This window comes from Bifidobacterium callitrichidarum (assembly GCF_003129905.1).
Classification (GTDB): Bacteria; Actinomycetota; Actinomycetes; order Actinomycetales; family Bifidobacteriaceae; genus Bifidobacterium; species Bifidobacterium callitrichidarum.
Map to the genome: position 1 here is coordinate 97,420 of NZ_QFFM01000008.1, position 24,962 is coordinate 122,381.

At 64.4% G+C, this 24,962-nt stretch carries 20 protein-coding genes and 1 tRNA gene; 19 read left to right on the plus strand and 2 right to left on the minus strand.

The features are described from left to right. Positions 1 to 196: 196 nt before the first annotated feature. From DF196_RS05045 to DF196_RS05065, 5 genes are all read left to right on the plus strand, one after another. A complete protein-coding gene (locus DF196_RS05045) occupies positions 197 to 1,447 on the plus strand; it encodes an ABC transporter substrate-binding protein (RefSeq protein WP_109056796.1) in 1,251 nt (416 codons plus the stop codon). Positions 1,448 to 1,458: 11 nt separating this feature from the next. Continuing rightward, entirely contained in the window at positions 1,459 to 2,460 is a 1,002-nt protein-coding gene (locus DF196_RS05050; protein ID WP_241519591.1) for a carbohydrate ABC transporter permease, read from the plus strand. 59 nt (positions 2,461 to 2,519) lie between these two features. Further along, positions 2,520 to 3,347 carry a carbohydrate ABC transporter permease gene (locus tag DF196_RS05055; RefSeq protein WP_193852561.1) on the plus strand — a complete coding sequence of 276 codons (828 nt, stop codon included), beginning with the start codon at positions 2,520 to 2,522 and terminating at the stop codon, positions 3,345 to 3,347. A 24-nt stretch (positions 3,348 to 3,371) separates the two neighbouring features. After that, positions 3,372 to 5,660, plus strand: a complete 2,289-nt coding sequence (locus DF196_RS05060) for a beta-galactosidase (protein WP_109056797.1) — start codon at positions 3,372 to 3,374, stop codon at positions 5,658 to 5,660. A 174-nt stretch (positions 5,661 to 5,834) separates the two neighbouring features. Next, positions 5,835 to 6,506, plus strand: coding sequence for an HAD family hydrolase (locus tag DF196_RS05065; RefSeq protein ID WP_158276271.1), 672 nt, complete (start codon positions 5,835 to 5,837; stop codon positions 6,504 to 6,506). 11 nt (positions 6,507 to 6,517) lie between these two features. Here DF196_RS05065 and DF196_RS05070 read toward each other — a convergent pair whose 3' ends face one another. Then, complete coding sequence (locus DF196_RS05070; protein WP_109056799.1) at positions 6,518 to 7,810, minus strand: CdaR family transcriptional regulator; 1,293 nt, start codon at positions 7,808 to 7,810, stop codon at positions 6,518 to 6,520. Positions 7,811 to 7,935: 125 nt separating this feature from the next. Between DF196_RS05070 and DF196_RS05075 the strand changes: the two genes are divergently transcribed. Then, complete coding sequence (locus DF196_RS05075; protein ID WP_109056800.1) at positions 7,936 to 9,234, plus strand: GntP family permease; 1,299 nt, start codon at positions 7,936 to 7,938, stop codon at positions 9,232 to 9,234. Positions 9,235 to 9,259: 25 nt separating this feature from the next. After that, positions 9,260 to 10,465 (plus strand): glycerate kinase, encoded by a 1,206-nt coding sequence (locus DF196_RS05080; RefSeq protein WP_109056801.1) that lies wholly within the window; start codon positions 9,260 to 9,262, stop codon positions 10,463 to 10,465. 27 nt (positions 10,466 to 10,492) lie between these two features. Here DF196_RS05080 and DF196_RS05085 read toward each other — a convergent pair whose 3' ends face one another. Continuing rightward, positions 10,493 to 11,437, minus strand: coding sequence for an AEC family transporter (locus DF196_RS05085; protein ID WP_109056802.1), 945 nt, complete (start codon positions 11,435 to 11,437; stop codon positions 10,493 to 10,495). Between the two features lie 113 nt (positions 11,438 to 11,550). Here DF196_RS05085 and dapE point away from each other — a divergent pair, with 113 nt between their 5' ends. From dapE to rplA, 12 genes are all read left to right on the plus strand, one after another. Beyond that, positions 11,551 to 12,768: a succinyl-diaminopimelate desuccinylase gene (gene dapE, locus DF196_RS05090; RefSeq protein ID WP_109056803.1), complete on the plus strand. Its 1,218-nt coding sequence runs from the start codon at positions 11,551 to 11,553 to the stop codon at positions 12,766 to 12,768. A gap of 330 nt (positions 12,769 to 13,098) precedes the next feature. Then, a complete protein-coding gene (locus DF196_RS05095; RefSeq protein ID WP_109056817.1) occupies positions 13,099 to 16,203 on the plus strand; it encodes an Rne/Rng family ribonuclease in 3,105 nt (1,034 codons plus the stop codon). Between the two features lie 281 nt (positions 16,204 to 16,484). Next, positions 16,485 to 16,793 carry a 50S ribosomal protein L21 gene (gene rplU / locus DF196_RS05100; protein WP_109056804.1) on the plus strand — a complete coding sequence of 103 codons (309 nt, stop codon included), beginning with the start codon at positions 16,485 to 16,487 and terminating at the stop codon, positions 16,791 to 16,793. Between the two features lie 22 nt (positions 16,794 to 16,815). Then, positions 16,816 to 17,067, plus strand: coding sequence for a 50S ribosomal protein L27 (gene rpmA / locus DF196_RS05105; RefSeq protein WP_034527102.1), 252 nt, complete (start codon positions 16,816 to 16,818; stop codon positions 17,065 to 17,067). 65 nt (positions 17,068 to 17,132) lie between these two features. Further along, on the plus strand, positions 17,133 to 18,812 hold the full coding sequence (gene obgE / locus DF196_RS05110) for a GTPase ObgE (RefSeq protein ID WP_109056805.1): 1,680 nt from the start codon (positions 17,133 to 17,135) through the stop codon (positions 18,810 to 18,812). Between the two features lie 27 nt (positions 18,813 to 18,839). Beyond that, on the plus strand, positions 18,840 to 19,973 hold the full coding sequence (gene proB / locus DF196_RS05115; RefSeq protein WP_109056806.1) for a glutamate 5-kinase: 1,134 nt from the start codon (positions 18,840 to 18,842) through the stop codon (positions 19,971 to 19,973). A 46-nt stretch (positions 19,974 to 20,019) separates the two neighbouring features. Beyond that, a complete protein-coding gene (locus tag DF196_RS05120) occupies positions 20,020 to 21,225 on the plus strand; it encodes a pyridoxal phosphate-dependent aminotransferase (protein ID WP_109056807.1) in 1,206 nt (401 codons plus the stop codon). Positions 21,226 to 21,435: 210 nt separating this feature from the next. After that, a tRNA-Trp gene (locus DF196_RS05125) sits at positions 21,436 to 21,511 on the plus strand. A gap of 39 nt (positions 21,512 to 21,550) precedes the next feature. Further along, positions 21,551 to 21,778, plus strand: a complete 228-nt coding sequence (gene secE, locus DF196_RS05130; RefSeq protein WP_109056808.1) for a preprotein translocase subunit SecE — start codon at positions 21,551 to 21,553, stop codon at positions 21,776 to 21,778. 30 nt (positions 21,779 to 21,808) lie between these two features. Further along, complete coding sequence (gene nusG, locus DF196_RS05135) at positions 21,809 to 22,678, plus strand: transcription termination/antitermination protein NusG (RefSeq protein WP_109056809.1); 870 nt, start codon at positions 21,809 to 21,811, stop codon at positions 22,676 to 22,678. A gap of 508 nt (positions 22,679 to 23,186) precedes the next feature. Next, positions 23,187 to 23,618, plus strand: coding sequence for a 50S ribosomal protein L11 (gene rplK, locus DF196_RS05140; protein WP_003829785.1), 432 nt, complete (start codon positions 23,187 to 23,189; stop codon positions 23,616 to 23,618). A 15-nt stretch (positions 23,619 to 23,633) separates the two neighbouring features. Further along, positions 23,634 to 24,326, plus strand: a complete 693-nt coding sequence (gene rplA, locus DF196_RS05145; RefSeq protein ID WP_109056810.1) for a 50S ribosomal protein L1 — start codon at positions 23,634 to 23,636, stop codon at positions 24,324 to 24,326. The last annotated feature ends 636 nt before the right edge of the window (positions 24,327 to 24,962 follow it).

Here is a 24,962-nt window from a genome sequence, read left to right on the forward strand (position 1 = left end):
ATTTTTCACTATTCGTAAGCAGGAAAAGCAAACAAACACATCAAAAACAGCCATACGATAGTATCAACAAACAACAACATAGAGGGATGACACAGCAGTCATTCCCCTCAAGAAATCCATAACTGTTGACGGGCAGGCGAAATCCACCAATGCCGGTGGGTTGGCGCAAGCTCGCCCTGAAGAAAGGAAACCTCCCATGAAGTCCCTGAAATCACTGATCGGTGCGGGCGTCGCCGTCGCCATGATCGCGTCCCTGGCCGCTTGCGGGTCGAGCTCCGCCTCCGGCAAGACCGAGCTCTCGTTCTTCGCCAACAACACCCAGGACCTGTACCAGCCGATCATCGATGCCTTCGAAAAGAAGAACCCGGACATCAAGATCAAGTTCAGCACCACCAATGGCGCGCAGGCCGGCTACCAGCAGACGCTCCAGACCCGCATCTCCGGCGGCCAGCTCGCCGACGTGTACGTGGCCCCGCCCGAGCAGCTCAACGACCTGGTCAAGAACGGCGTGGCCAAGGACCTGACCGACGAATCGTTCATGGACCGCATCGGCGACACGAACAAGGCGCAGTCCACCATCGACGGCAAGGTCTACAGCATGTCCGTGACCGCATGGACCAACGCCTACGCCTACAACAAGGACCTGCTCGCCAAGGCCGGCTACGACACCATCCCCGAGACCTGGGACGAGTTCATCGACATGCTCAAGGCCCTGAAGGACGCCGGCGTGGACAAGCCGTACCTCGAGCCCAAGGCCGGCCTCGGCGCCCTGGTGGAGGGCTGGATCGGCTACGACTCCTCCAAGCAGTCCAAGAGCATCGACCAGCAGATCGGCGACGGTGACTCCACGTTCGCCAAGAGCTACACCAAGTACTACAAGGAATGGGCCAAGCTCTTCAGCGCAGGCGTGATGGGCTCCGAGGTCACCGGCCTCGCGGACGACCAGGTCCGTTCCGAATTCGCCGCCGGACGCCTTGCCGTGATGCCTTCCGGCTACTGGGATGTGAAGACGTTCAAGGACGCCGGCCTGAACTTCGCGTTCGGCAGGATGCCGATGCTGCACAAGGGCGATACGCCGTTCGCCCCCGGCTCCGCCGACTCCGGCTACGCCATCAACGCCAAGATCAGCGGCAAGAAGCTCGAGGCGGCCGAATCCTTCCTCGACTTCCTCTCCTCCGAGGAGGGCCTGAAGCTCATCCAGGACAACCTCGGCCTGATCCCCGCCACCAAGAACTACACGCCGGACATCGATAAGACCTTCACCGAGCCGTACGACCTGTACCTGAAGACCGGCAACGTCTACCTCAACACGCTCGGCTGGCCCACCAGCGGCCGCAGCGCCCTGCGCGCCGAGACCTTCGCCCAGCTGCAGCAGGTGGCACTCGGCTCCATCACCCCCGCCCAGGCCACCGCCAACCTGGACACCAAGCTCAAGACGCTGTCCTGAAGGTGAACGACATGTCACAGGCAACCACAATGATCTCCGCGTCCGTCTCTCCCAAGGCGGGCGCGGCCCCGGCCCGGGCCATCGGCCTGGACCGGAACCTCGAAGCCATCCACGCCAAGGACCGCAAACGCCGCAACCTCATGGAGAACCTGACCTCGGTGAGGTTCCTGCTCCCGCTGCTCGCGGTGTACATCGTCATCGTGCTGATCCCGTTCCTGCAGAGCATCGTCTTCAGCCTCACCGACTACGACGGCTATGACTTCGCCAACGCCAAGTTCGTCGGCATCGCCAACTACCAGGCGATCTTCCAGGACCAGACCCTGCTCGCGGGCCTCGGATTCACGCTGCTTTACACCATCGCCACCACCGTGCTCATCACCGCCATCGCCCTGCCCCTGGCCGTGACACTCAACCGGAAGTTCTTCGGACGTAACTTCGCCCGCTCCCTGTTCTTCTTCTTCTCGGTGCCGTCGATGGCCGTGCTCGGCCTGGTCTGGCAGTACATCTTCTCCCCGCTCGGCACCGGTGCGGTCAACACGGTGCTCGGCAAGCTCGGCATCAGCCCGGTGCCGTGGCTGTCCGACCCGACGCTCGCCAAGTTCTGCGTGATCTTCATCGCCGTATGGGCCCAGGTCGGCTGGCACGCCACCCTGTACCTCGCCTACCTGCAGGCCATCCCCGCCGACCTGTACGAACAGGCTTCGGTGGACGGCGCCACGCGCGGCCAGCAGTTCGTCCACATCACCCTGCCGCAGATGGTGCCCGCCATGGGCGTCTCCATCTTCATGCTCCTGACCGGCGGCCTCAAGGTCTACGATCTTCCGTTCACCCTCACCACCGGCGGCCCCGGCAACGCCACCTACACCGTCACCCAGTCCATCATCGTCACCGGCATCGGCTCCGGCCGTTACGGCGTGGGCTCCGCGCTCGGCGTGATGTTCTTCTTGTGCTGCGTGATTCTCGTGGCACTGCAGCAAATCGTCACCTCGCTGATCGAAAAGAGGCTGTCATGACCGCACAGCAGACAATGCAGCAGACTTCCCCCGCGGCGCCCGCCGCACGCGGACTGTCCATGAGCCAGCGCGAACGCATCCGCTCCGCCATCCGCTCGGTGGTGGTCATCGCCATCGCCCTGATCTGCGCCGTACCCCTGTACGTGGTGGTGGTCAACACCTTCAAGAACTCGGGCGACATGGCCGCCGACCCGTTCGGACTGCCCACGCACTTCACGCTTGAGAACTACGCCTACGCGCTGGAGAACCTGCCGGTGGTGCAGGCCACCATCAACACGCTGATCGTCACCGTGGTGGGCGTGTTCTTCATGGTCATCATCGGCGCGCTCGCCGCCTACGGCATGGTGCAGAAGCGCAGCAAACTCACGGCCGGCATCGGCGCCTTCCTCATGCTCTCGTTCGTGATTCCCGGACAGACGCTGCTCATCCCGCAGTACAAGATGGAGGCGCAGTTCGGCCTGGTGGATACCTTGCTCGGCCTGATCGTGCTGTACCTGGCCGGCGCCACGTTCTGCTACTTCCTCATCGTGCAATACATGCGCGGCCTGCCCCAGGAACTGTTCGAGGCCGCACGTCTCGACGGCGCAGGCCCGTTCCGCATCTTCTGGCAGATCGTGCTGCCGCTGATTCGCCCGATTCTGGTCACCGTGGTGGTCTTCGAGACCATGTGGACGTGGAACGACTTCATGACCCCGAATATCTACATCTCCTCGACCGAGAAGCAGACGCTCGTGTTGCAGGTGTTCAACGCCATGGGACAGTTCAGCACCAACTGGCCGCTGTTCATGACCATCACCACCATCGCCCTCATCCCCGTCTTCCTCTTCTTCATCTTCTGCCAGAAGTGGATCGTCGCCGGCCTGGTGGCCGGGTCGGTTAAAGGCTAGTTTCTTCTTTTGAAAGGTAATTCCATGTCCAACACCCTCGACCTGACCGGCTTCACGCCGAAGGCCATCACCCCCTTCTCCATCACCCGCAACGATTGGGGAGTGGCCCCGGACGGCACCGCCGTGGACTTCACCAACTACTACATGACCTTCGACGGCAAGCCGTTCTACGGCGTCTGCGGCGAGTTCCACTACTCGCGCATGGCCCCCTCCCGTTGGGACGAGCAACTCGCCAAGATGGTCGCCGGCGGCATCAACGTCATCGCCACCTACGTGTTCTGGAACCATCACGAGGAGCATGAGAACCAGTGGAACTTCACCGGCCGTCGCAACATCCGCCGATTCATCCGGCTGTGCGCCAAGCACGGACTCAAGGTCATCGTGCGTCTCGGCCCGTTCGACCACGGCGAGGTGCGCAACGGCGGCATCCCGGACTGGATGTACGGCAAGCCGTACGAGGTCCGTTCCGTGGACCCCGGCTTCCTGGACAAGGTGCGCGACCTGTACGCGCACATCGCCGCCCAGCTGGACGGCCTGTACTTCAAGGACGGCGGTCCGATCGTCGCCGCCCAGCTGGACAACGAGTACATGCATTCCTCCTCCCCGTGGGAGATGACCACCGGCATCACCAACGAATGGGTGCCCGGCGGCCATGACGGCTTCGCCTACGTGCATGCCCTGCGTCGCATCGCCGAAGAGGAAGGCATCTCGGTGCCGTTCTACACCAACACCGGTTGGGGTGGCTCCCCGGTACCGGACGACGTGCTGCCGCTGTGGGGCGGCTACGCCTACCGCCCGTGGCTGTTCTACGCGGGCCCCGGCGAGCACCCGGTCACCGACGAATACATCTACCGCAACTTCCATTCCAACGACTGCCCGCGCGGCGAGGAGTTCGCTCCCACCTACGAGCCGGAAGCCAAGCCGTACGCCTGCTGTGAGATGGGTGGCGGCATGTTCAGCTCGTACAACTACCGCTTCGTGCTGCCGATGAAGTCCGTGGATGCCATGTCCAACATCAAGATGGCCTCCGGCTGCAACTTCCTGGGCTACTACATGTTCCAGGGCGGCTCGAATCCGATCGGCGACGGCATCTACCTCAACGAAAGCCAGCTGCCGAAGATCTCCTACGACTTCCAGGCGGCGCTCGGCGAATTCGGCCAGGCACGCGAATCCTACCGCCGCATGAAGGCCGTGCATTACTTCGCGTTGGCTTTCGCCGAACGTCTGTGCCCGCTGGGCGTGGCCGTGCCGGAAGGCCAGGAGTCGATCGCCCCGACCGACATGGACACCCTGCGCTGGTGCGTGCGCACCGATGGCGAACGCGGCTTCGTGTTCCTCAACAACTTCCAGGACCATGCCAGCATGCCGGCCAAGCACGGCGAATCGGTCGAGGTCACGCTGGCCTCCGGCGAGACCGTGCGGTTCGACGGCATCGGCCTGGCGTCCGACGAGAACTGCATCCTGCCGTTCAACATGGATCTCGATGGCGTCACGCTGACCGCCGCCACCGCGCAGCCCGTCACCGTGATCGCCCCGGCCGGTGCCGGCCGCCGCACCTTCGTGTTCCTCAGGCCCGAGGGTATGGACGACTGCTGGTTCCGTTTCGCCGACGGCACCGTGCATCATGTGCCGGCGGATGCCGACGTGGAATCCTTCCCGGTCACGGACGAGGCCGGTCACGCGGTGGACATCGTGTGCCTGAGCCGTGCCAAGGCCGACGCGATGACCGTGATCGGCGGCAAGGCGCTGGTATTCGCCGGCGACCCGGTCGCGCAGGATCCGGCCCGGCCCAGCATCGTCAACGACGGCGCCGCCGTCTACGAACTGGACGGACGAATCGTCGTGGAATCCACCCGGCCGGACGTCGCCGTAAGCTCCTATCCCACCGGGTTCCTGGCCGAGCAGAGCGTGCGGTACCAGCCGGTCACCGCGGAGCCCGTCGTGCGGAAGCTGTCCGACACGCGCTACGTCATCGACCTGCCCGATGACCTGCTCGCCGCCGACGGCGTGGAGGACATGCGCCTGCGCGTGCGCTACTCGGGCGATATCGGCTGGCTGTGGTGCGGTCGCACCCTGGTGGACGATAACTTCTGCAACGGTGACGTGTGGGAGATCGGCCTCAAGGAATACGTGCAGCAGCTTGAGGATAACCGCAACCAACTGGTGCTCACCATCACGCCCATCAAGGAAGGCGCGAATGTGAACGTGGAATCCGCGATGGCCGCCCGCATGGAGAACGTCGACCAGCAGACGGCGGGACTTGAGTCCGTGACCCTGCAGCCGGTGTACCGGACGGTCCTGCACGCGGCCTGATCGATTCGGCTCTGTTGGGCCAGGATTGATGGCTTCTCGGCTCCCCTTGTCAGGGGAGCCGAGGAGCGGAGTGAGACTGAGGGGCAGTTCCCATAGGATGATGTCAGAATCTTGGTTCGGCAGAGCCGACTTGCTTTGTAAGGTAATCAATCGGAGGTCGTAATGAGGGGAGCTGTGCGTCGAGTGGAATATGGGCATAGTGGTTCCGCCGCATGGACACTCAAGGCCGTGCTGTGGGACCTGGACGGCACCCTAGTCGACTCCGACCCGCTGTGGGTGGCCGCCGAACGGCATTGCGCCGAATCGCACGGTGTGGTCTGGAGCGAGGAGCTGAGTCTCAGGATGACAGCCGCACCGCTGCCGGTATGCGCGAAGGTGCTGCAGGATGCGGGCGTGCAGCTCGATGCGGCCGTCATCATCAACGCCCTGGTTGCGGACGTCACCGCGATGTACGGCGACGACGTGCCGTGGACGCCGGGCGCATGGGATGTGCTGACCGAGCTGCGCCGGCACGGCATCCCCTCGGTGCTGGTCACCGGCTCGCCGTTCTCGCTCGCCTCGCGTGTGGTGGCCGCGGCTCCGGAAGGCGCGTTCGCCGGCATCGTCAGCGGGGACGACGATATCCCGCACAAGCCCGATCCGGCGCCCTACCTGCGCGGCGCCCGTCTGGCCGGGGTGCCGGCCGCCGACTGCCTGGTGTTCGAGGATTCCGCCAGCGGCGTCGCCTCCGCGCTCGCCGCCGGCGCCCATGCCATAGGCCTCAACGCCTGCGCCCGCACCCCGCTGCCGTCGGACGCCGGCTACCCGGTCCTCGATTCCCTGCGCGACTTTCGCCTGAGGGAGTAGTGCCGCGTCGATCAGGCCATGTTCATCAGCCGGCGTAGCGTGAAGGCCGCAGCCAAGGTGGTGTGATCGGCCAGTTCGCGCGGATTGTAGCCGGTGAGACGGGTGATTTTGTTCAATCGGTTCTGCACGGTGTTCTTGTGCAGGAACAGCTCCTCGGCGGTGCGCGAGATGCTACCGTTGTGCCGCGTGTAGGCATCGAACACGGCGTTCGCCTCGTCGATCTCCTCCTCGGTGAGCCCGCCGAACACGTTCCGGACGAATCGTGCGGCCGTGTCGTCGGGCACCGCGCACAGCGCAAGGCCGATGCCCATGTCGTCGTAGACCATGACCCGCGTTGTGGCGACGCCAGTGTTGACTTCGCCATCGACGACGGTACCTGTGGCATCCGTATCGTCCGCGGCTGTTGTGCCCGTCATCCCGGCTCGCACACGGTCTCCTGCGAACACGGACCACAACGCCGCCGTGCGGGCCTGTCGATAGCAACGGTGGTACTCCGCCGCGGTGTGTGCCGTGTCCCCCACGCCGAACGCCAGCCGCTTGCCGTTGATGCGCGACGCCGCATCCCCCAATCGGGCAAGCAGATCGCGCACGCCGTCCGGCGTGAAATGCGCGGCGTCCAACAGAAGACGGTATTCGCCGCCGTAAATCGTGTACAGATGCTCGGCATTGCCGCCCAGCAGCACGTCCAGCGCATCGTAGGTGCCGTCCTGCGTGGCGCCTGCGTCGCCCCCGGACTTGCTCTCAGGCCTGCCGACCGCCACGATGCGCGGCCTGTCAAGGTCGATGCCGAGCGTGGATGCCAGATACCCGATGGGCGCGGCGTCCGATTGCGGGGCGATGAGCAGATTCGTCAGGTTCGTCATCATCATGCGGCGATCGAATCGGGAGACCTGCTCCAGATTCTCGCGCACCAGAATCTCCGTCATCTTCTTGATGACGTTGCCGAACGGTTCCACGCGGGCGCGCTCGCCGGTGATGCCCACCACCGCGATCACCGTATCGCCCTGCATGACCGGCACGTTGATGCCGTCGCGTGCGCCGGCGAACGGGTGCTCGGCATCCACCGCGACGATCCGTCCGGTCCGTGCGGCCAGCAACGCCGCCTCATGATCGGTGCCGATGCGCGTGGGGTCGGTGCTGGCGATGACGCGGCCTTCCGTATTGAAGAAGTTGATGTCGTGCTGCAGCACGCCCTTGATGTTCTCCACGATGGTGGTGGCGATGTGCGGGTCGATGTCCATCTCGCGCTCCTTCGCGTAGCGGTCCCGTTCGATTGACGGGTTCGCGTCCTCTTCCCCTGACATGGTACCGGTAACAGATGGTATTGGGAAAACCGAGGGATTTCCTGGTTTGAGGATGGTTGTTGGGATATGACGAGGTGCGTGATACTGGGAACCATCCACACAGACACGATCAAAGGAGATTCACCATGGTGGAAGGTGTCGCTATCGCTTGGTGGGCCGCCCTACTGGGCCTGGCCGTGGCGATCGTCCTGATTCTGAGGAAACTCAACGCCACATACGCGCTTATGCTCGGTGCGGTGGTCGGCTGCGTAATCGGTGGCGCGACGCTGTCCCAGACCGTCAACGTGATCGTCGCGGGCGGCCAGAGCGTGGTCGGCACCATCGTGCGTGTGCTGGCGGCGGGCGTGCTGGCCGGCGTGATGATGGAATCCGGCGCCGCCAATCGTATCGCCAAGACCATCGTCACCGTATTCGGCGAGAAGTTCGCCATTCTCTCCCTGGCGCTCGCCACCATGATCATCTGCGCGGTGGGCGTGTTCATCCCCGTGGCCGTGCTCATCGTGGCGCCGATCGCGCTGGAGGTCGGCAACCGGCTGGGCATCTCCAAGGTCGCGCTGCTCGTGGCCCTCTCCGGCGGAGGCAAGGCTGGCAACATCATCTCCCCGAACCCGAACGCCATCGCCGCCGCCTCCGGTTTCGACGTGCCCCACTCCTCGGTGATGATCGGCAGCTTCGTTCCGGCCGTCTGCGGCCTGGCCATGGCTGTGCTGCTCGCCACCCTGCTGCGTGGCCGCGGAGCCGCGCCGACCGCCGCCGAGGTCGACGCCAACGACGCCGCGGACGACGCCTCCCTGCCGTCCATCGGGCGTGCGCTCGTGGCCCCGGTCATCGCCGTGGCGCTGCTGCTCGTCAACCCGATCGGCAACGTGCTGAACATCGAACTGCTCACCCGATTCCAGGTGGACGCCATGTACATCCTGCCGTTCGCCGCCGTCGTGGGCCTGTTCGCCATGGGCAAGGGACGTCACCTGCTCGACTACTCCAAGGCCGGCATCGGCCGCATGACCGATGTGGTGCTCATCCTCATCGGCGCCGGTGCCATCGGCGGCCTCATCACCAATTCCGATTTGTCTACGCAGATCGTGAACCTCATCAAGGCGTGGGGCGTGTCCGGTTCCGTGCTCGCCCCGCTGGCCGGCATCCTCATGGCCGCCGCCACCGCGTCTACCTCCACCGGCGTGATTCTCGGCTCCAATTCGTTCGGCGCCTCGATCCTCGACTTCGGCGTGAGCCCGGTGGCCGCCGCCGTCACCATGCAGGCCGGCGCCACGGTGATCGACCACCTGCCGCACGGCAACTACTTCCACGTCACCGGACAGTCCATGAAGATGACGGTCGGCGAACGCATGAAGTCGGTGCCGTTCGAAAGTCTCGTGGGCCTGACCATGACCGCCGTGGCTTGCCTGACCACCGGCCTGTTCTAACCAAACCAAGCAAGGAAAACCAACAATGAAGTTCGTTATCGCACCTGATTCGTTCAAGAACTGCATGACCGCACGCGAGGCGGCCGAAGCTATCCGCGCCGGTCTCGCCACGGTGTTCCCCGAGGCCGAATATGTGATGGTCCCCATGGCCGACGGCGGTGAAGGCACGGTCCAGTCGCTCGTGGACGCCACCGGCGGTTCCCTGCGCCATGCGGACGTGCTCGACCCGCTCCAGCGCTCCGTCCGCGCTACCTACGGCGTGCTTGGTTCAGCAGCCGACGCAGCAGCCGCGGCCTCCGCAGATGCCACGGACACTGCAGCCGCGGACCCGGTCCCTGCACACACCGCCGTCATCGAAATGGCCGCCGCCTCCGGCATTCAGTTCGTGGACGAATCCACTAAGAACCCGCTCATCACCACCACGTACGGCACCGGACAACTCATCAGGGCAGCCCTTGACGATGGTGCCCGCCGTATCATCATCGGCATCGGCGGCTCGGCCACCAACGACGGCGGCGCCGGCATGGCCGAAGCCCTTGGCGTGCGCTTCCTCGACGCAGACGGCAACCCCATTCCGCGCGGCGGCGGTTTCCTCAACCGGCTCGTCACCATCGACACCTCCGGCCTTGACCCGCGCATCGCTGAGACGGAAATCCTCATCGCCTCGGATGTGACCAATCCGCTGGTCGGTCCCAAGGGCGCCTCCGCCGTATTCGGCCCGCAGAAGGGCGCCACGCCGGACATGGTCAGGCGGCTGGATGCCAATCTGGCCTACTACGCGGCCATCATCAGCGACCAGCTTGGCCTCGACGTGGCGCATACGCCCGGTGCCGGCGCGGCGGGCGGCCTTGGCGCTGGCCTGCTCGCCTTCACCAAGTCGCAGATGCGCTCCGGCGTGAAAATCGTGTCCGAAACCGTGGGGCTCGCCGCAAAATCGGAGGGCGCCGACTACTGCTTCACCGGCGAGGGCGGCATCGATTTCCAGACCCAGTACGGCAAGACGCCGATGGGTGTGGCGCAGGCCGCGCATCAGGGCAATCCGGACATCGGCGTCATCGCGTTCGCCGGCTGCGTGGGGGAGGGCATCGACCAGCTCTACGGGCTCGGCATCGACGCGGTGTTCGGCATCGTGCCCGGCGCCGTCACGCTCGACAGGGCGTTGGCCGACGGCCCCGCCAACCTGGCCCGTGCCGCCGAAAACGTCGCCCGCCTCATCGCCCTGCGCGCGTAGGGAACGCTCGTAGCCGCTCAGCTCAAGTCAACTCAGCAAGAACGCGATGATCGCAATGAACACCGGACTCGTCATCGTGCTGAACAGGATGCCGTCGCGCGCGAAAGTGAGGCCCACGTTGTACCGGGCGGCGTAGTTGTACACGTTCTGACCGGTCGGCAGCGCGGCCAGCACCACGCAGGCGTACAGTTCGGCGCCGCGGAAGCCCATCACGAAGTACGCCAGCAGGAACGCGATGATCGGCATCACGATGTTCTTCAATACCGCCACCGTGAAGATGGCCGGAATATCGCCCTTCTTCTGCAGCGGCTTGGTGCCGTGCAGGGACATGCCGAACGCCATCAGGATCATCGGTACCGCGGACTCGCCGATCATGTTGATGGGGTCGTAGATGAAGTTCGGCACCGGGAACCAGCCCAGCTTGGCGTTGAGAGCGGAGACCACGATGCCCAGCAACGAGCCGATGAGCAGCGGCTGGTGCAGTGGCTGCTTGGCGATCTCCTTGACCGAGACCTTGCCCTTGGTGGTCACATCCAGCACGGTCAGGCCGATCGGCGTGAACAGCGCCTGCTGCATCACCAGGATCGGCGCCACCAGCGCGCCGTTGCCCAGAATGTACGTGGCCACCGGCAGGCCGATGTTGTTGGAGTTCAAGTACAGCGAATTCAGCGCGCCGATGGTGGCATCCGGGGCCTTCAAGTGGAAGAACATCCGGTTCAGCACCAGGAACACCACGCCCACCAGCACCGCGGAGAGGAACGCCACGATGATCGAGGGGTGGAAGATGTCGAAGATCGGCTCCTTGGACAGGATCGCGAACATCAGGCACGGGCTGGAGACGAAGAACGAGAACCGGTTCAGCACCATCTGCGCGGAAGGACCGCCGATGCGCATGCGCGCCGCCACGTATCCCACGAAGATCACGATGCCGATGACGCAAAAGCCCTGCATGGCGCTGATCAGACCTGTCATATTCCTCCCTGCTTTCGCACCCCAGTGTGGCACATCAGTATGATTTCAGCGGCGAAATCTCAAGTACCGGGCCTCGCAGGGACGCACGCCGCCCGCGCGGTACGCTGGTGGGCATGACGAATACCCAGCCGATCACCCTGAACCCCGCCGCCTCCCGGGACGCCCAGCTCGCCGACCTGCTCACCCAGATCATGGAGATCTTCTCCGTCTCCGATGCCGAAGGCCCCCTCGCCGACGAGACCGAGGCCTTCCTCAAACGGCAACCCCACCTGACCGTCCGTCGTCACGGCGACACCGTGGTGGCCTCCACCGATTTCGGCAAGGCAAGCCGCGTGATTCTGGCCGGCCATATCGACACGGTCCCCGTCATCGACAACTTCCCGCCGCGTTGGCTGGAGCCCGGCGACCCGCTCATCCGCGAGGACATCGCCGAGGCTCACCCCGACGAACGGGTGCTGTGGGGCCGCGGCGCCACGGATATGAAGGCCTCGGACGCCGTCATGCTCTACCTCGCCGCCACCCTCGACGGACGCACGCCGCAAACCACCCCCAAAGTGGACCTCACCTATGTCTTCTACGACCATGAGGAAGTCGCCGCCGAGAAGAACGGCCTGAGGAAGGTCGTCGAGGCCCATCCCGACTGGATCCAGGGCGAGTTCGCCATCATCGGCGAGCCCACCAACTGCGGCATCGAAGGTGGATGCAACGGCACGATCCGCTTCGACGTCGTCACCCACGGCGTGGCCGCGCACTCCGCCCGCGCGTGGATGGGCGAGAACGCCATCCATAAGGCCGCCGGCATCCTGAACCGACTCAATGACTACCAGCCCGCCACCGTGAACGTGGACGGCTTGGATTACCGCGAAGGCCTCAATGCCACGCTCATCTCCGGCGGCAAGGGCACTAACGTCATCCCGGACGAATGCCGCGTCCACGTCAACTACCGCTTCGCGCCGGACAAGTCGCTGGCCGAGGCCAAGGCCCTGATGATGGGTGCGGATGCCGGCGCCGAACTCGGCAACGGCGAGCATGTGGCCACCGGCGGCGTCTTCGAGGGCTACGGCATCGAGATGAAGGACGAGTCGCCGTCCGCACGACCCGGTCTCGCCGCCCCGCTGGCCCAGGATCTGGTCCGACTCGTGCGCGAACGCACCGGCCGCGAGCCGCTGGCCAAGCTCGGCTGGACCGATGTGGCCCGCTTCTCCCAGCTCGGCATCCCGGCCGTCAACCTCGGCGCCGGTGATCCGCTGCTCGCCCACAAGCATGACGAGCAGGTACCCGAATCCGATCTGTCCGCTCTCGCTGACCTGCTGCTCGCCTGGCTCGTGTGAGTGCGGCCTTGGCCGGTCTGAGCCGGATTGTGCCGGTCCGGGCCTCGGGCGCGTATCCGGCGTGAATCCGCATGCGCGCCCGGCTTGATTCGCTCCGCGCACGTCGCCGTCGAAAAGTGTGGCATACTGAAAGACGGCGGTTCTGCATGACCGTCAGCGTGCGAGATGGCGTCGATCCCCTTGCGGCTCTCGAAAATGAGACAACGCAAGCGCCGGTGTCCGCCGTTCGCAGGACAGACTTGAGACGAAGTTGCCTCTACGCAAGCGCGGAATCGCGCGGCCGCGGTGAGAGCGCGGTGTGACATGCGTACAGGCCTGGATGGCGCCGTGATGCAGCGCGTCGCGAGGAGCATTGTGCCCACTGACAACCGTGAGGGTTTCGTCAACGGCGAAACCGATAATTCAACCGTATCCAATGCCGTTTCCGAGGCCGTTGCGGGCGCCGAAAATCAGGTGAACGCCGCTTCGGCCGCGAACTCGGCATCCCAGCCGGCCGATTCCCCTGCCCCCGTGCGCCGTCGTCGCGGCGGCCGTCGCGTGGTGCGTGGCGCCGGTGCCGCCGGTGCCTCCCTTGAGCTGCAGGTTCAGGAGCATTCCGCCCGCACGTCGCCGCTGTTCGAGGCTCCCTCCCTGTCCGCCATTACTCAGGCTCAGGCGAAGGACGATTCCGCGGCCCAGGAGGCTCAGTCCCGCCGTACCACCGAGGATGACGAGGATGATATCCGTCCGGTTCGCCGTTCCCGAGTGCGCCGTGCCGTCGATTTCGAGGATGACGACGAGTCGCGTCCGGCGCGTCGTTCCCGCCGCTCCGCCGCGTTCGATGACGACTATGACGAAGACCGTCCGGTTCGCCGTCGTTCCCGTCGCTCCGTCGAGTTCCGTGACGATCGCGACGAGCGTGACTTCCGCGATTCCCGCGATGACCGCGAGGATTCCGCCGACGAGCGTCTGCTGGACGCCGTCGACTCCCTGCCGATCGGCGGCCATGACGCGCCCCGCCGCGCCAAGCCGATGACCTCCCTGCTCTTCCAGGAACCCGTGCTGCCCGCCGCGTCCCTGCATGACGGCGATGAAACCGATTCCGCCGCCACCGATGAGGACGATGACGAGCCGCGTCCGTCGCGTCGTTCCCGCCGCACCCGTGGCCAGTCCGATGAGGACGCCCGCTCCCGTACGGACGACCGCCGTGATTCCCGCGACCGTGCCGCCGACGACGAGGATGAGGACGACGATTCCGCACGTCCGTCCCGTCGCCGTGCTCGTCGCGCCAATCGCGACGATCGCGCCGAGCGTCCCGCGCGCGACGAACGTGACGATCAGGACTCCGGTGACGAGCATGATGAGAACGAAGGCGAGGAATCCGATTCCCGCCGTTCCCGCCGCCGTGCCTCCGCCAGCCAGGATCAGGACCAGCAGAACCAGTCCGACACCAACGACGATTCCGCGGATGCCTCCGAATCGCGTCGTTCGCGGCGCTCTCGTCGCCTGAACGCCCAGGAGCGCCGTGCCGCCGCCGAGGTCGAGCAGATCGAGGAAGACCTCGAGCTGGATGACATCGTCTACAACCCGATTGCCGAGGAGGAAGGCGAGGATGAGGCCGATTCCGGCCGCACCCGTCGCCGTCGCCGCCGCCGTGGCTCCCGCAGCGAGGCCGCTTCCGCTTCCGGTGAGGAGGAGAACACCGAAACCAATGCCGACGAGGACTCCCGTTCCCGCCGGCGTGAGGATCGCGACGAGGACGACGAGGAGCAGACCGTCACCCGTCGCCGTCGCCGTCGTCGCGGTAAGGGCGGCGACAACGCCGACGACCAGAACGGCGAGCAGGTCATCCGCCGCTCCCGCAAGCAGCAGTACATCGACGAGATCACTGACGTGGAGGGCTCCACCCGTCTCGAGGCCAAGAAGCAGCGTCGCCGCGACAACCGCCGCGAACGCAGCCGCCAGTCGCAGCTCATGGAGCAGGACTTCCTGGCCCGCCGCGAGAACGTGGACCGCCTCATGGTGGTGCGCGAACGCGACCACCACACCCAGATCTCCGTGGTCGAGGACAACGTGCTCGTGGAGCATTACGTCTCCGACATCCAGGAGGTCCAGACCGTCGGCAACATCTACCTCGGCCGCGTGCAGAACGTGCTGCCGAGCATGGAGGCCGCGTTCGTTGACATCGGCCAGGCCCGCAACGGCGTGCTGTACGCCGGCGAGGTCAACTGGGATGCCGCCCGTCTCGAAGGCCAGCCGCGCCGCATCGAGCTGGCGTTCAAGTCCGGTGACCCGGTGCTCGTGCAGGTCACCAAGGACCCGATCGGCCACAAGGGTGCCCGCCTGACCAGCCAGGTTACGCTCGCCGGCCGCTTCCTGGTGCTCGTGCCTTCCGGCGGCATGACCGGCGTGAGCCGCAAGCTGTCCGAGCGTGAACGTTCGCGCCTGAAGAACATCGTCTCCAAGATCGCCCCGAAGGATATGGGCGTGATTATCCGCACGGCCGCCGAGGGCGCCTCCGAAGACGCCATCGTCAAGGACCTCGAATCGCTGGTGCGCCAGTGGGAGCGCATCAACTCCAAGCGCGAGGAGTTCTGGCACGGCCGTCGTCCGAAGCTGCTGCAGGGCGAGCCGGACGTGGCCATCCGCGTGGTGCGCGACATCTTCAACGACGACTTCTCCAAGCTCATCGTGGAAGGCGACAAGGTCTACGACCGTATCGAGGAGTACCTCGACACCATGGCCCCGGACCTCAAGGACAAGCTGGAGAAGTGGGATCCGGCCGAGCACGAGGGCAAGGATGTGTTCGACAAGTGGCAGATCGACTCCCAGCTCAGGAAGGGCATGGAGCGCCAGGTCTACCTGCCCTCCGGCGGCTCCATCGTCATCGACCGCACCGAGGCCATGACCACCATCGACGTCAACACCGGCCGCTTCATCGGCAAGGGCAAGTCCCTGGAGGAGACGGTCACGCGCTGCAACCTGGAGGCCTCCGAAGAGATCGCCCGCCAGCTGCGTCTGCGCGACATCGGCGGCATGGTCATGATCGACTACGTGGACATGGTCATGCCCGCCAACCGCGACCTGGTGCTGCGCCGCCTCATCGAATGCCTGGCGCGCGACCGCACCAAGCATCAGGTGGCGGAGGTCACCTCGCTCGGCCTCGTGCAGATGACGCGCAAGCGCATCGGCCAGGGTCTGGTCGAGGCGTTCTCCGAGGAATGCCCCACCTGCAAGGGCCGCGGCTTCATCCTCCACGACCAGCCCACAGTCTCGGCGGATTACGACGATCCGTACGCCCTGAGGGGCGGCGACCCGTTCGTCAAGACCAACAAGCACGGCCGCGGCACCGCGCCGGCCCCCGAACCGGCCGGCTCCAGTCCGGACGTCAAGGCCAAGCTGGCGCAGATCGCAGCCGCAGCGGTGGCGGCGAACAACGCAGGGGAGGCGGCCTGAGTCCGGTCCCATACGGGCGGACCATGGAACCAACCCCGGAAGTCCCTGAAATCTTGACGGTCGCAACACATCAACCGGCATCGTCCGGTGCCGGCCTGTGATATCGGGCCGGCGGCATCCCGCCGAAGAACCGGCGCGGAAGCTGGTGTGTTGCGCTTGACACGCGGAACAAAATCATTTGATTTCGTCCGTGTGTAGGTGTAGATTCGAAACTCGGTGTCTGACCGCAGGCTCGGTGCGCGTTGGGCAAGCAAGCTTTCCAAAACATAAAAGGAATTACTATGTACGCGATTGTGAAGGCCGGTGGCCATCAGGAAAAGGTCGAGGTTGGCGATACCATCCTCGTGAATCGTCTCGACGCCAAGAAGGGTGAGACCGTGGAGTTCCCGGTCGCCCTCGTGGTGGATGGCGCCAACGTCACGCTGGCCGCCGCCGATCTGGCTAAGGTGTCCGTCAAGGCTGAGGTCGTTGATGACGAGGCCAAGGGCCCGAAGATCAACATCCAGAAGTACAAGAACAAGACCGGCGTTGCTCGTCGCAAGGGCCACCGCCAGCAGCTGACCGCCGTCAAGATCACGGCGATCGCCTGAGTCATAGAAAGGACCATGGATCATGGCACATAAGAAGGGTGCGTCCAGCTCTCGCAACGGTCGCGATTCGAACCCGCAGTACCTCGGTGTGAAGAAGTTCGGCGGCGAAGCCGTCGTGGCCGGCAACATCATCGTTCGCCAGCGTGGCACCAACTTCCACCCGGGCCAGAACGTCGGCATGGGCAAGGACCACACGCTGTTCGCCCTCACCGACGGCTCCGTGAAGTTCGGTGTCCGTCGTGACCGCAAGGTCGTTGACGTGATTGCCGCCTGAGCGATTCATCATCAGCTTGTAAAGCCGCGCCCGTAAGGACGCGGCTTTTTTGTAAGGTTAACCATATGAGTGATTTCGTAGATCGCGTGACCGTCCACGTCAAGGGCGGAGACGGCGGCAACGGCTCGGCCGGCATCCGTCGTGAGAAGTACAAGCCGCTCGCCGGCCCCAACGGCGGCAACGGCGGAGACGGCGGCTCCGTGATTTTCGTGGCGGACCGCAACGCCACCAGCCTGCTCGACTACCGTTTCATGCCGCATCGCACCGCAGGCAGCGGCACCATGGGCCTGGGCGACAACAAGGACGGCTCCAAGGGCGCCGATCTCATCCTGCCCGTACCCTGCGGCACCGTCATTTTCACCGCCCGCGGCGCACAGGGCGCCCCCAAGCATCCCGGCGAGCAGCTCGCCGACCTCAGGCATGAGGGCGACCGTTTCGTGGCCGCGCAGGGCGGCAACGGCGGCCTCGGCAACATCGCCCTGGCCAACCGCACCCGTCGTGCCCCCGGTTTCGCCCTGCTCGGCGAGCCCGGCGAGGAACGCGACGTGATCCTGGAGCTCAAGTCCATCGCCGACGTGGCGCTGGTCGGCTTCCCGTCCGCGGGCAAGTCGTCCCTGATCGCCGCCATGAGCTCCGCTAAGCCGAAGATCGCCGACTACCCGTTCACCACGCTCGTGCCGAACCTCGGCGTGGTCATCGCCGGCGACTCCCGTTACACCATCGCCGACGTGCCGGGCCTGATTCCCGGCGCCTCCGAAGGCAAGGGCCTGGGCCTGGAGTTCCTGCGCCACATCGAACGCACGGAGATCATCGCCCATGTGATCGATTGCGCCACGCTGGAACCGGACCGTGACCCGATGTCCGACTACCAGGCGCTTGAAAAGGAGCTGGCACTCTACGCGGACAAGCTGGAACTGCCGCTCGGCGCCATCCCGATTCCCGAACGCCCGCGACTCATCATCCTCAACAAGGTCGATGTGCCGGAGGCCAAGGAACTGGCCGATTTCGTGCGTCCGGAGTTCGAGGCGATGGGCCTCAAGGTCTTCGAGATCTCCACCGCCTCGCACGAGGGGCTGAAGGAGCTCAACTTCGCGCTGTCCGCGCTGGTCAAGGAGATGCGCGAGGAGGTGGCCAACCGCGAGCAGGCCGAGGAGGAGGCCCGCGTGGTCATCAAGCCGCTCGAATCCTCGTCCCGCCGTTCCCGCCGTGCGGACGAAGGCGGCAATGCACTGGAGTTCACGGTGGAACGCCGCGAGCTCGGCAATGGCGACGTCTTCTTCGAGGTGCTTGGCTCCAAGCCGGAGCGTTGGGTCATGCAGACCAACTTCGACAACGACGAGGCTGTGGGCTACCTGGCCGACCGTCTGGCCAAGCTTGGCGTGGAGGACGAACTGCGCCGCAAGGGCGCGCATCCGGGAGACGAGGTGCGCATCGGCCGCGGCGACCGCATGGTCGACTTCGACTGGGATCCCACCATCTCCGCCGGTGCCGAAATGCTGGACGGCTCCAACCTGGGCACCCGAGGTAAGGACCTCCGCCTGGAGGAGCTGGACCCGCGCTCCCGCCGTCGTTCCAACTCCGAACGCCGCGCCCAGTACCACGAGATGATGGATGCGCGCGCCGCAGTCCGCGAGGCGATGATGGCCGAACGCAAGGCCGGTCACTGGGCCGACCCGTCCATCGACGACGACCGCCACGACGAGACCAGCCTCTTCGGCCGCGGCGAGGATTCGGACGAAGAGTAAACAATCGACGCACATAATCGAGGAACCATGAGCACTCCGAGTCAAGCCGAAGTCCGCCGGGCCATCGCCGGCGCAGGCACCATCGTCGTCAAGGTCGGTTCCAGTTCGCTGACGCAGCCGAGCGGTCACCTCGACCCCGGCAAACTCGACGCGCTGGCCGCCGCGCTGGCGCAGGTGCGACTCATGGGCGCGCGCGTGGTGCTGGTTTCCTCCGGCGCCATCGCCGCCGGCTTCGGCCCGCTCGGCTTCGATTCCCGTCCCGCGGACGTGGCCACCCAGCAGGCGACCGCGGCCGTGGGACAGGGCCTGCTCATGGCCCGCTACGAGACCGCGTTCGGCCGTTTCGGCATACACGTGGGCCAGATCCTCATCACTGCGGAAGACACCATCCGCGCCACCCAATACCGTAACGTGGAACGCACGCTGGACCGCCTGCTCGACCTCGGTGTGATCCCCATCATCAATGAGAACGATTCGCTGGCCTCCAACGAGATCCGTTTCGGCGACAACGACCGGCTTTCCGCACTCATGGCCAATCTCGTGCGCGCCGAAGCCCTCGTGCTGCTCACGGACGTGGACGCGCTGTACACCGCGCCGCCTTCGCAACCCGGTTCCCGTCGCATCGAATACGTGCCGAACGTCATCGACGCGCTGGGCGACGTCCAGGTTTCCGGCTCCGGCTCCAAGGTGGGCACCGGCGGCATGGTCACCAAACTGGAGGCCGCCCGCGTGGCCGCCGTCTCCGGCATCCCGACCGTGCTGACGTGCGCCTCGAACGCCGGCCCCGCGCTCATGGGTGACCCGGTGGGCACCGTGTTCGCGCCCGTCAAGGCCCGTGGCTCCGCCCGCCGCCTGTGGATCGGCTTCGCGGCCGACCCGCGCGGTTCCATCGTGGTCGACGCCGGTGCCGCCGAGGCGATTCGCGGTGGCCGTGCCTCGCTGCTGGCTGCCGGCGCCTTGGAGGTTCACGGAGAGTTCTCCGCCGGCGATCCGGTTTGGGTGGACGCCGAATCCGGCGAACACCTGGCGCGTGGCCTGTCCGGCTTCGATTCCGAGGAGATTCCGCAGATGCTCGGCCGCAACACCGCCCAACTCAAGCGATTCCTCGGCCCGCAGTACGCCCACCCCCTTGTCCACCGCGACAATCTCGTCCTCGTGTGACTCTGGCGTTTTTTCGCGCGGTAGTCCTACCATAATCACCATGACTATGGCTGATTGGCAGACTCTCTCCGACCGTATCAACAATGTGGCACCGAGCGCTACGCTCGCCGTCGATTCCAAAGCCAAGGCAATGAAGGCCGCCGGCTTGGACGTCATCGGCTTCGGCGCCGGCGAACCGAACTTCCCGACTCCCGCCAACGTGGTCAAGGCCGCGGCTGACGCTTGCCTGGATCCGAAGAACTACAAGTACACGCCCACCCCGGGCCTGCCGGAACTGCGCGAGGCCATCGCGGCCAAGGTGCTGCGCGACTCCGGCTATGAGATCACCCCCGATCAGGTGGTGGTGACCAACGGCGGCAAGCAGGCCGTCTACGAGTCCTTCCAGATCCTGCTCAACGATGGCGACGAGGTCATTATCCCCACCCCGTACTGGACCAGCTACCCGGAGGCTGTCAAGCTCGCCGGTGGCGTGCCTGTCGAGGTGTTCGCGGGCGCGGACGTGAACTTCGAGCCGTCCCTGGAGGCCCTGGAGGCCGCCCGTACCGAGCACACGAAGGCCATCATCGTCAACTCTCCGAACAACCCCACCGGTGCGGTGTGGAAGCCGGAGACCGTGGAGGCCATCGGTCGTTGGGCTGTGGAACACCACATCTGGATCATTTCCGATGAGATCTATGAGCACCTGAACTACGACGACGCCCACACCACGTACATCGGCGCCGTCGTGCCCGAGTGCCGTGACCAGCTGCTCGTACTCAACGGCGTGGCCAAGACCTACGCCATGCCGGGCTGGCGCGTGGGTTGGATGATCGCCCCGGCCCCCGTGGCCAAGGCCGCCACCAAGCTGCAGGGCCACATGACCTCCAACGTGGCGAACGTTTCCCAGCGTGCCGCCTTGGCCGCTGTGTCCGGTTCGCTGGACGAGGTCTACGAGATGCGCAAGGCCTTTGACGCGCGCCGTCGCGCCATCGTGGCTGCCCTGAATGATATCGAGGGCGTCAACTGCCCGACTCCGACCGGTGCGTTCTACGCCTTCGCGGACATCACCGCCCTGCTGGGCAAGCCGCTCGGCCCCAACGGCACCGTGTGCGCCACGTCCGCCGACTTCGCCGCCGCCTTGTTGGACGAGGCCCACGTGGCCGCCGTCCCCGGCGAGGCCTTCGGTGCCCCCGGCTACCTCCGCTTCTCCTACGCCCTCGCCGACGATGACCTCGCCGAAGGCATGCGTCGCATGAAGGAATGGGCCGAATAGATTCGGTAAGACACGCCGAGACTCTGGTGTATTGCAACAGCCGCTCAGCCCTTGTGCCGGGCGGCTGTTCGCGTATCTGGCGACACCTCGCTGCCCTCTCATCCAACACACGATTTGCCATAATCCGCAGTACCCGCTAATATGTCGATTCGGCGGTTTCGCCATGGCGAAGCGTTCTCTACGGAATGCACGCCGAGGTGGATTTCACCTAGGGAAGTGGCGCAATTGGTAGCGCAACGGTCTCCAAAACCGTAGGTTGTGGGTTCGAGTCCCGCCTTCCCTGCCAAGTCTTTCGATAATCAAGTAGCTGACGCGAGGTACAGGAATGGCTAAGACGAGCAACAGTGAAAAGGCAGTCAAGCCGAATGTCTTCATGCGTATCGGTCTGTTCATTAAGCAGATCGTCGACGAGCTTCGCAAGGTCGTGACCCCCACTGCCAAGGAACTGTTCTTCTGGTCTCTGGCCGTGTTCATCTTCGTGCTGCTGCTGATGGCCCTGGTCACGGGCATGGACTTCGGTCTGGGTAAGCTCGTGCTCTGGGTGTTCGGCTGATTCGTACAACCTGAAGGTGAATGACAACGCATGAGTGATGAACTGAATCTCGAGAACCTCGACGCCGCTGTACCCACCGAGGAACCCGCTGCTGAAGCTTCCGAAGCTCCTGCCGCCGAAGAACCGGCTGTCGAGGCCGAGCCGGCTGCTGCAGCCGAGACCGAAACCGAAGCCGCTACTGAACCTGAAGCTCCCGTTGCCGAAACTCCGGCCGCTCCCGTCGTCTCCTTCGATGACGATGAGGACACCGAAATCAACGAGTCCGAGCAGGCTGAAGAGACCGATGCCGGTCAGCAGGCTGTCGACGAATTCTCCAAGTCTCTGCGCACCCTTGAAGGCAAGTGGTACGTGCTGCACACCTACTCCGGCTACGAGAAGCGTGTGAAGACCAACATCGAGTCCCGTGTGGCTTCCTTCGGTATGGAAGACCAGATCTTCCAGGTCGAGGTGCCCATGGAAGAGGTCGAGAAGCACACCGAAAAGGGCAAGAAGGTCATCACCCGCGTGCGTGTCCCGGGCTACGTCCTCATCCGCATGTGGCCGGACGAGAACGCCCGCCGCGTGGTTCGTGAGACCGAGGGTGTGACCGGCTTCGTCGGCCCGACCAAGGATCCGGCTCCGCTTTCCCGCAAGGAAGTCGTCCAGATGATGGCTCCGATGATTGCTTCCGAGGCGCTCAAGGCCGCTGGTGACAAGCCGGCTGCCGCCAAGAAGCGCACGGTCGAGGTCTCCTACGCTGTGGGCGATCAGGTCACCGTCACCGATGGACCCTTCGCCACCATGGCCGCCGTCGTCTCCGATGTGGAGCCCACCACCCAGAAGCTCACTGTGCTTGTGTCCATCTTCGGCCGCGATACGCCGGTGGAGCTGGGCTTCAACCAGGTCCAAAAACTCGACTGAAATTCGTCGGCGGAGCGTATAACGCCTTTCCTCAACCTCGACGTACCTTCGTACGCCTTCGGCTTCGGACGGCGTTCTCCGCACGCGCCGACGAATTCCAGAACTTTTCGAAAAGCCCGACTTCGGTCGGGCTTTTTGCTATCCCAACTTGGCCCCTCTGACGAGGGGGCTGGCCGCGGAAGCGGACTGGGGGAGAGAAGAAGAACAGCCTTTAGGCTGCGGACAAGGCAGCATCGGCTACAGGCCGATTCCCTATTAATCCTTATCCGCGTCTCCCTGCGCCATTCGCCCGTCAAATTTGTCCACTCGCTCCCGCATAATAGGAAAGCTTGTGTCTGGAGGGAAGACCCGCTAGCACAGCACAGCAATATAAGTTGCGGGAGGAGACCGCCCGCGGCACCAAGCCCTTGCCATACACGGAAAAATAACGAGTCAAGACCGTGCGTGATGGGTGCGGCACCGCCGACGGCGACCATTTGAACCGCGTTATAGAAAGAAGAACCATAATATGGCTCCCAAGAAGAAAGTCTCAGCGCTGATCAAGCTGCAGATTCAGGCAGGCAAGGCCAACCCGGCCCCGCCGCTGGGTCCGGCCCTCGGCTCCCATGGCGTGAACATCATGGACTTCTGCAAGGCGTACAACGCCCAGACGCAGGACAAGATGGGTCAGGTCATCCCGGTCGAGATCACCGTTTACGAGGACCGCTCCTTCACCTTCGTTCTCAAGACCCCGCCGGCCGCGGCTCTGCTCAAGAAGGCCGCCGGCATCGAGAAGGGCACCGAGAACCCGCTGACCCACAAGGTCGGTTCGGTCACCAAGGCGCAGGTTCGCGAGATCGCTGAGACCAAGATGGAAGATCTGTCTGCTCGCGACATCGAGGCCGGCATGAAGATCATCGAGGGCACCGCTCGCTCGATGGGCATCACGGTTACGGACTGATAAGGAGATAGACAGATGGTAAAGCGTTCCAAGAAGTACCGCGAAGCCGCTGAGCGCGTCGATCGCAACAACCTCTACACCGCCAACGAGGCCATCGCTCTGCTCAAGAGCATGCCCTCCTACAACTTCGACCAGACCGTCGAGGCTGTGTTCCGTCTGAACGTCGACCCGCGCAAGGCCGACCAGCTGGTTCGCGGCACCGTGAACCTGCCCCACGGCACTGGTAAGACCGCCAAGGTCCTCGTGTTCGCCCGTGGCCCGAAGGCCACCGAGGCCACCGAGGCCGGCGCCGATATCGTCGGTGATGACGACCTGATCGCCAAGGTTCAGGGCGGCTTCCTCGACTTCGACGCCGTGGTCGCCACCCCGGACATGATGGGCAAGGTCGGCCGCCTCGGCCGTGTGCTCGGTCCGCGTGGCCTCATGCCGAACCCGAAGACCGGCACCGTGACCATGGACGTCACCAAGGCCGTCAAGGACATCAAGGGCGGCAAGATCGAGTTCCGCGTCGACAAGAACGGCAACCTCTCCTTCCTCATCGGCAAGATGAGCTTCGACGAGGCCGCTCTGGACGAGAACTTCAAGGCTGTGGCCGACGAGGTCAAGCGTCTCAAGCCTGCCACCGTGAAGGGCCGTTACCTGACCAAGGCGACCATCACCTCCACGATGAACCCGGGCGTTCCGGTCGATCCGAACACCCTGGCCTGAGTAAGGCTCTAGCTGCATAGCTACCTAAAGGGGACTTCCCATCAAGGGAAGTCCCCTTTTTGCATGGCTCTGTTAAACCAAGATTGACATGGCCCTTATCCTTGGCTCCCCTTGTCAGGGGAGCTGGCGGCGAAGCCGTCTGAGGGGTAGTCAGACATGGATTTATGTCAATCTTGGTTTAACAGAGCCTTTTGCATATCTATCCAGATGTGTCGGCAGCGACTTGCGGAACATCGCGGCTGCAGAAGTATCCAAGTTATCGATTCATATTCGGTATCGGTGTCATTACAGCAACCGGAGTCAGTGAACCAACGATGAATTCTCGTGACATGCCGATGAACAGGTGAGTGTGTTACTCCCCAGCAACGCAAAGAGGGATATTCTGATATCAGAACAGCGTTCGAAGGCTGTTTGCGACACGCCGAAGGAACCGCGTCATAAAGCCGATTCCTTGGGTTCTCTTGCGCCCTGATTTGCGCGAATCGCGATGACCGTGTAAGTTTATCTCTTGCTGCCGCTCAGCGAGTGGTTCTCTGCTTCAGAGAGTTGCTCGGTGGATGTGTGGTGGTGGTTTGAGAACTCAAGAGCGTGTTTGTACTACTTCTTTATAGTCAATGATTGCCAGTGCGTCCCAAG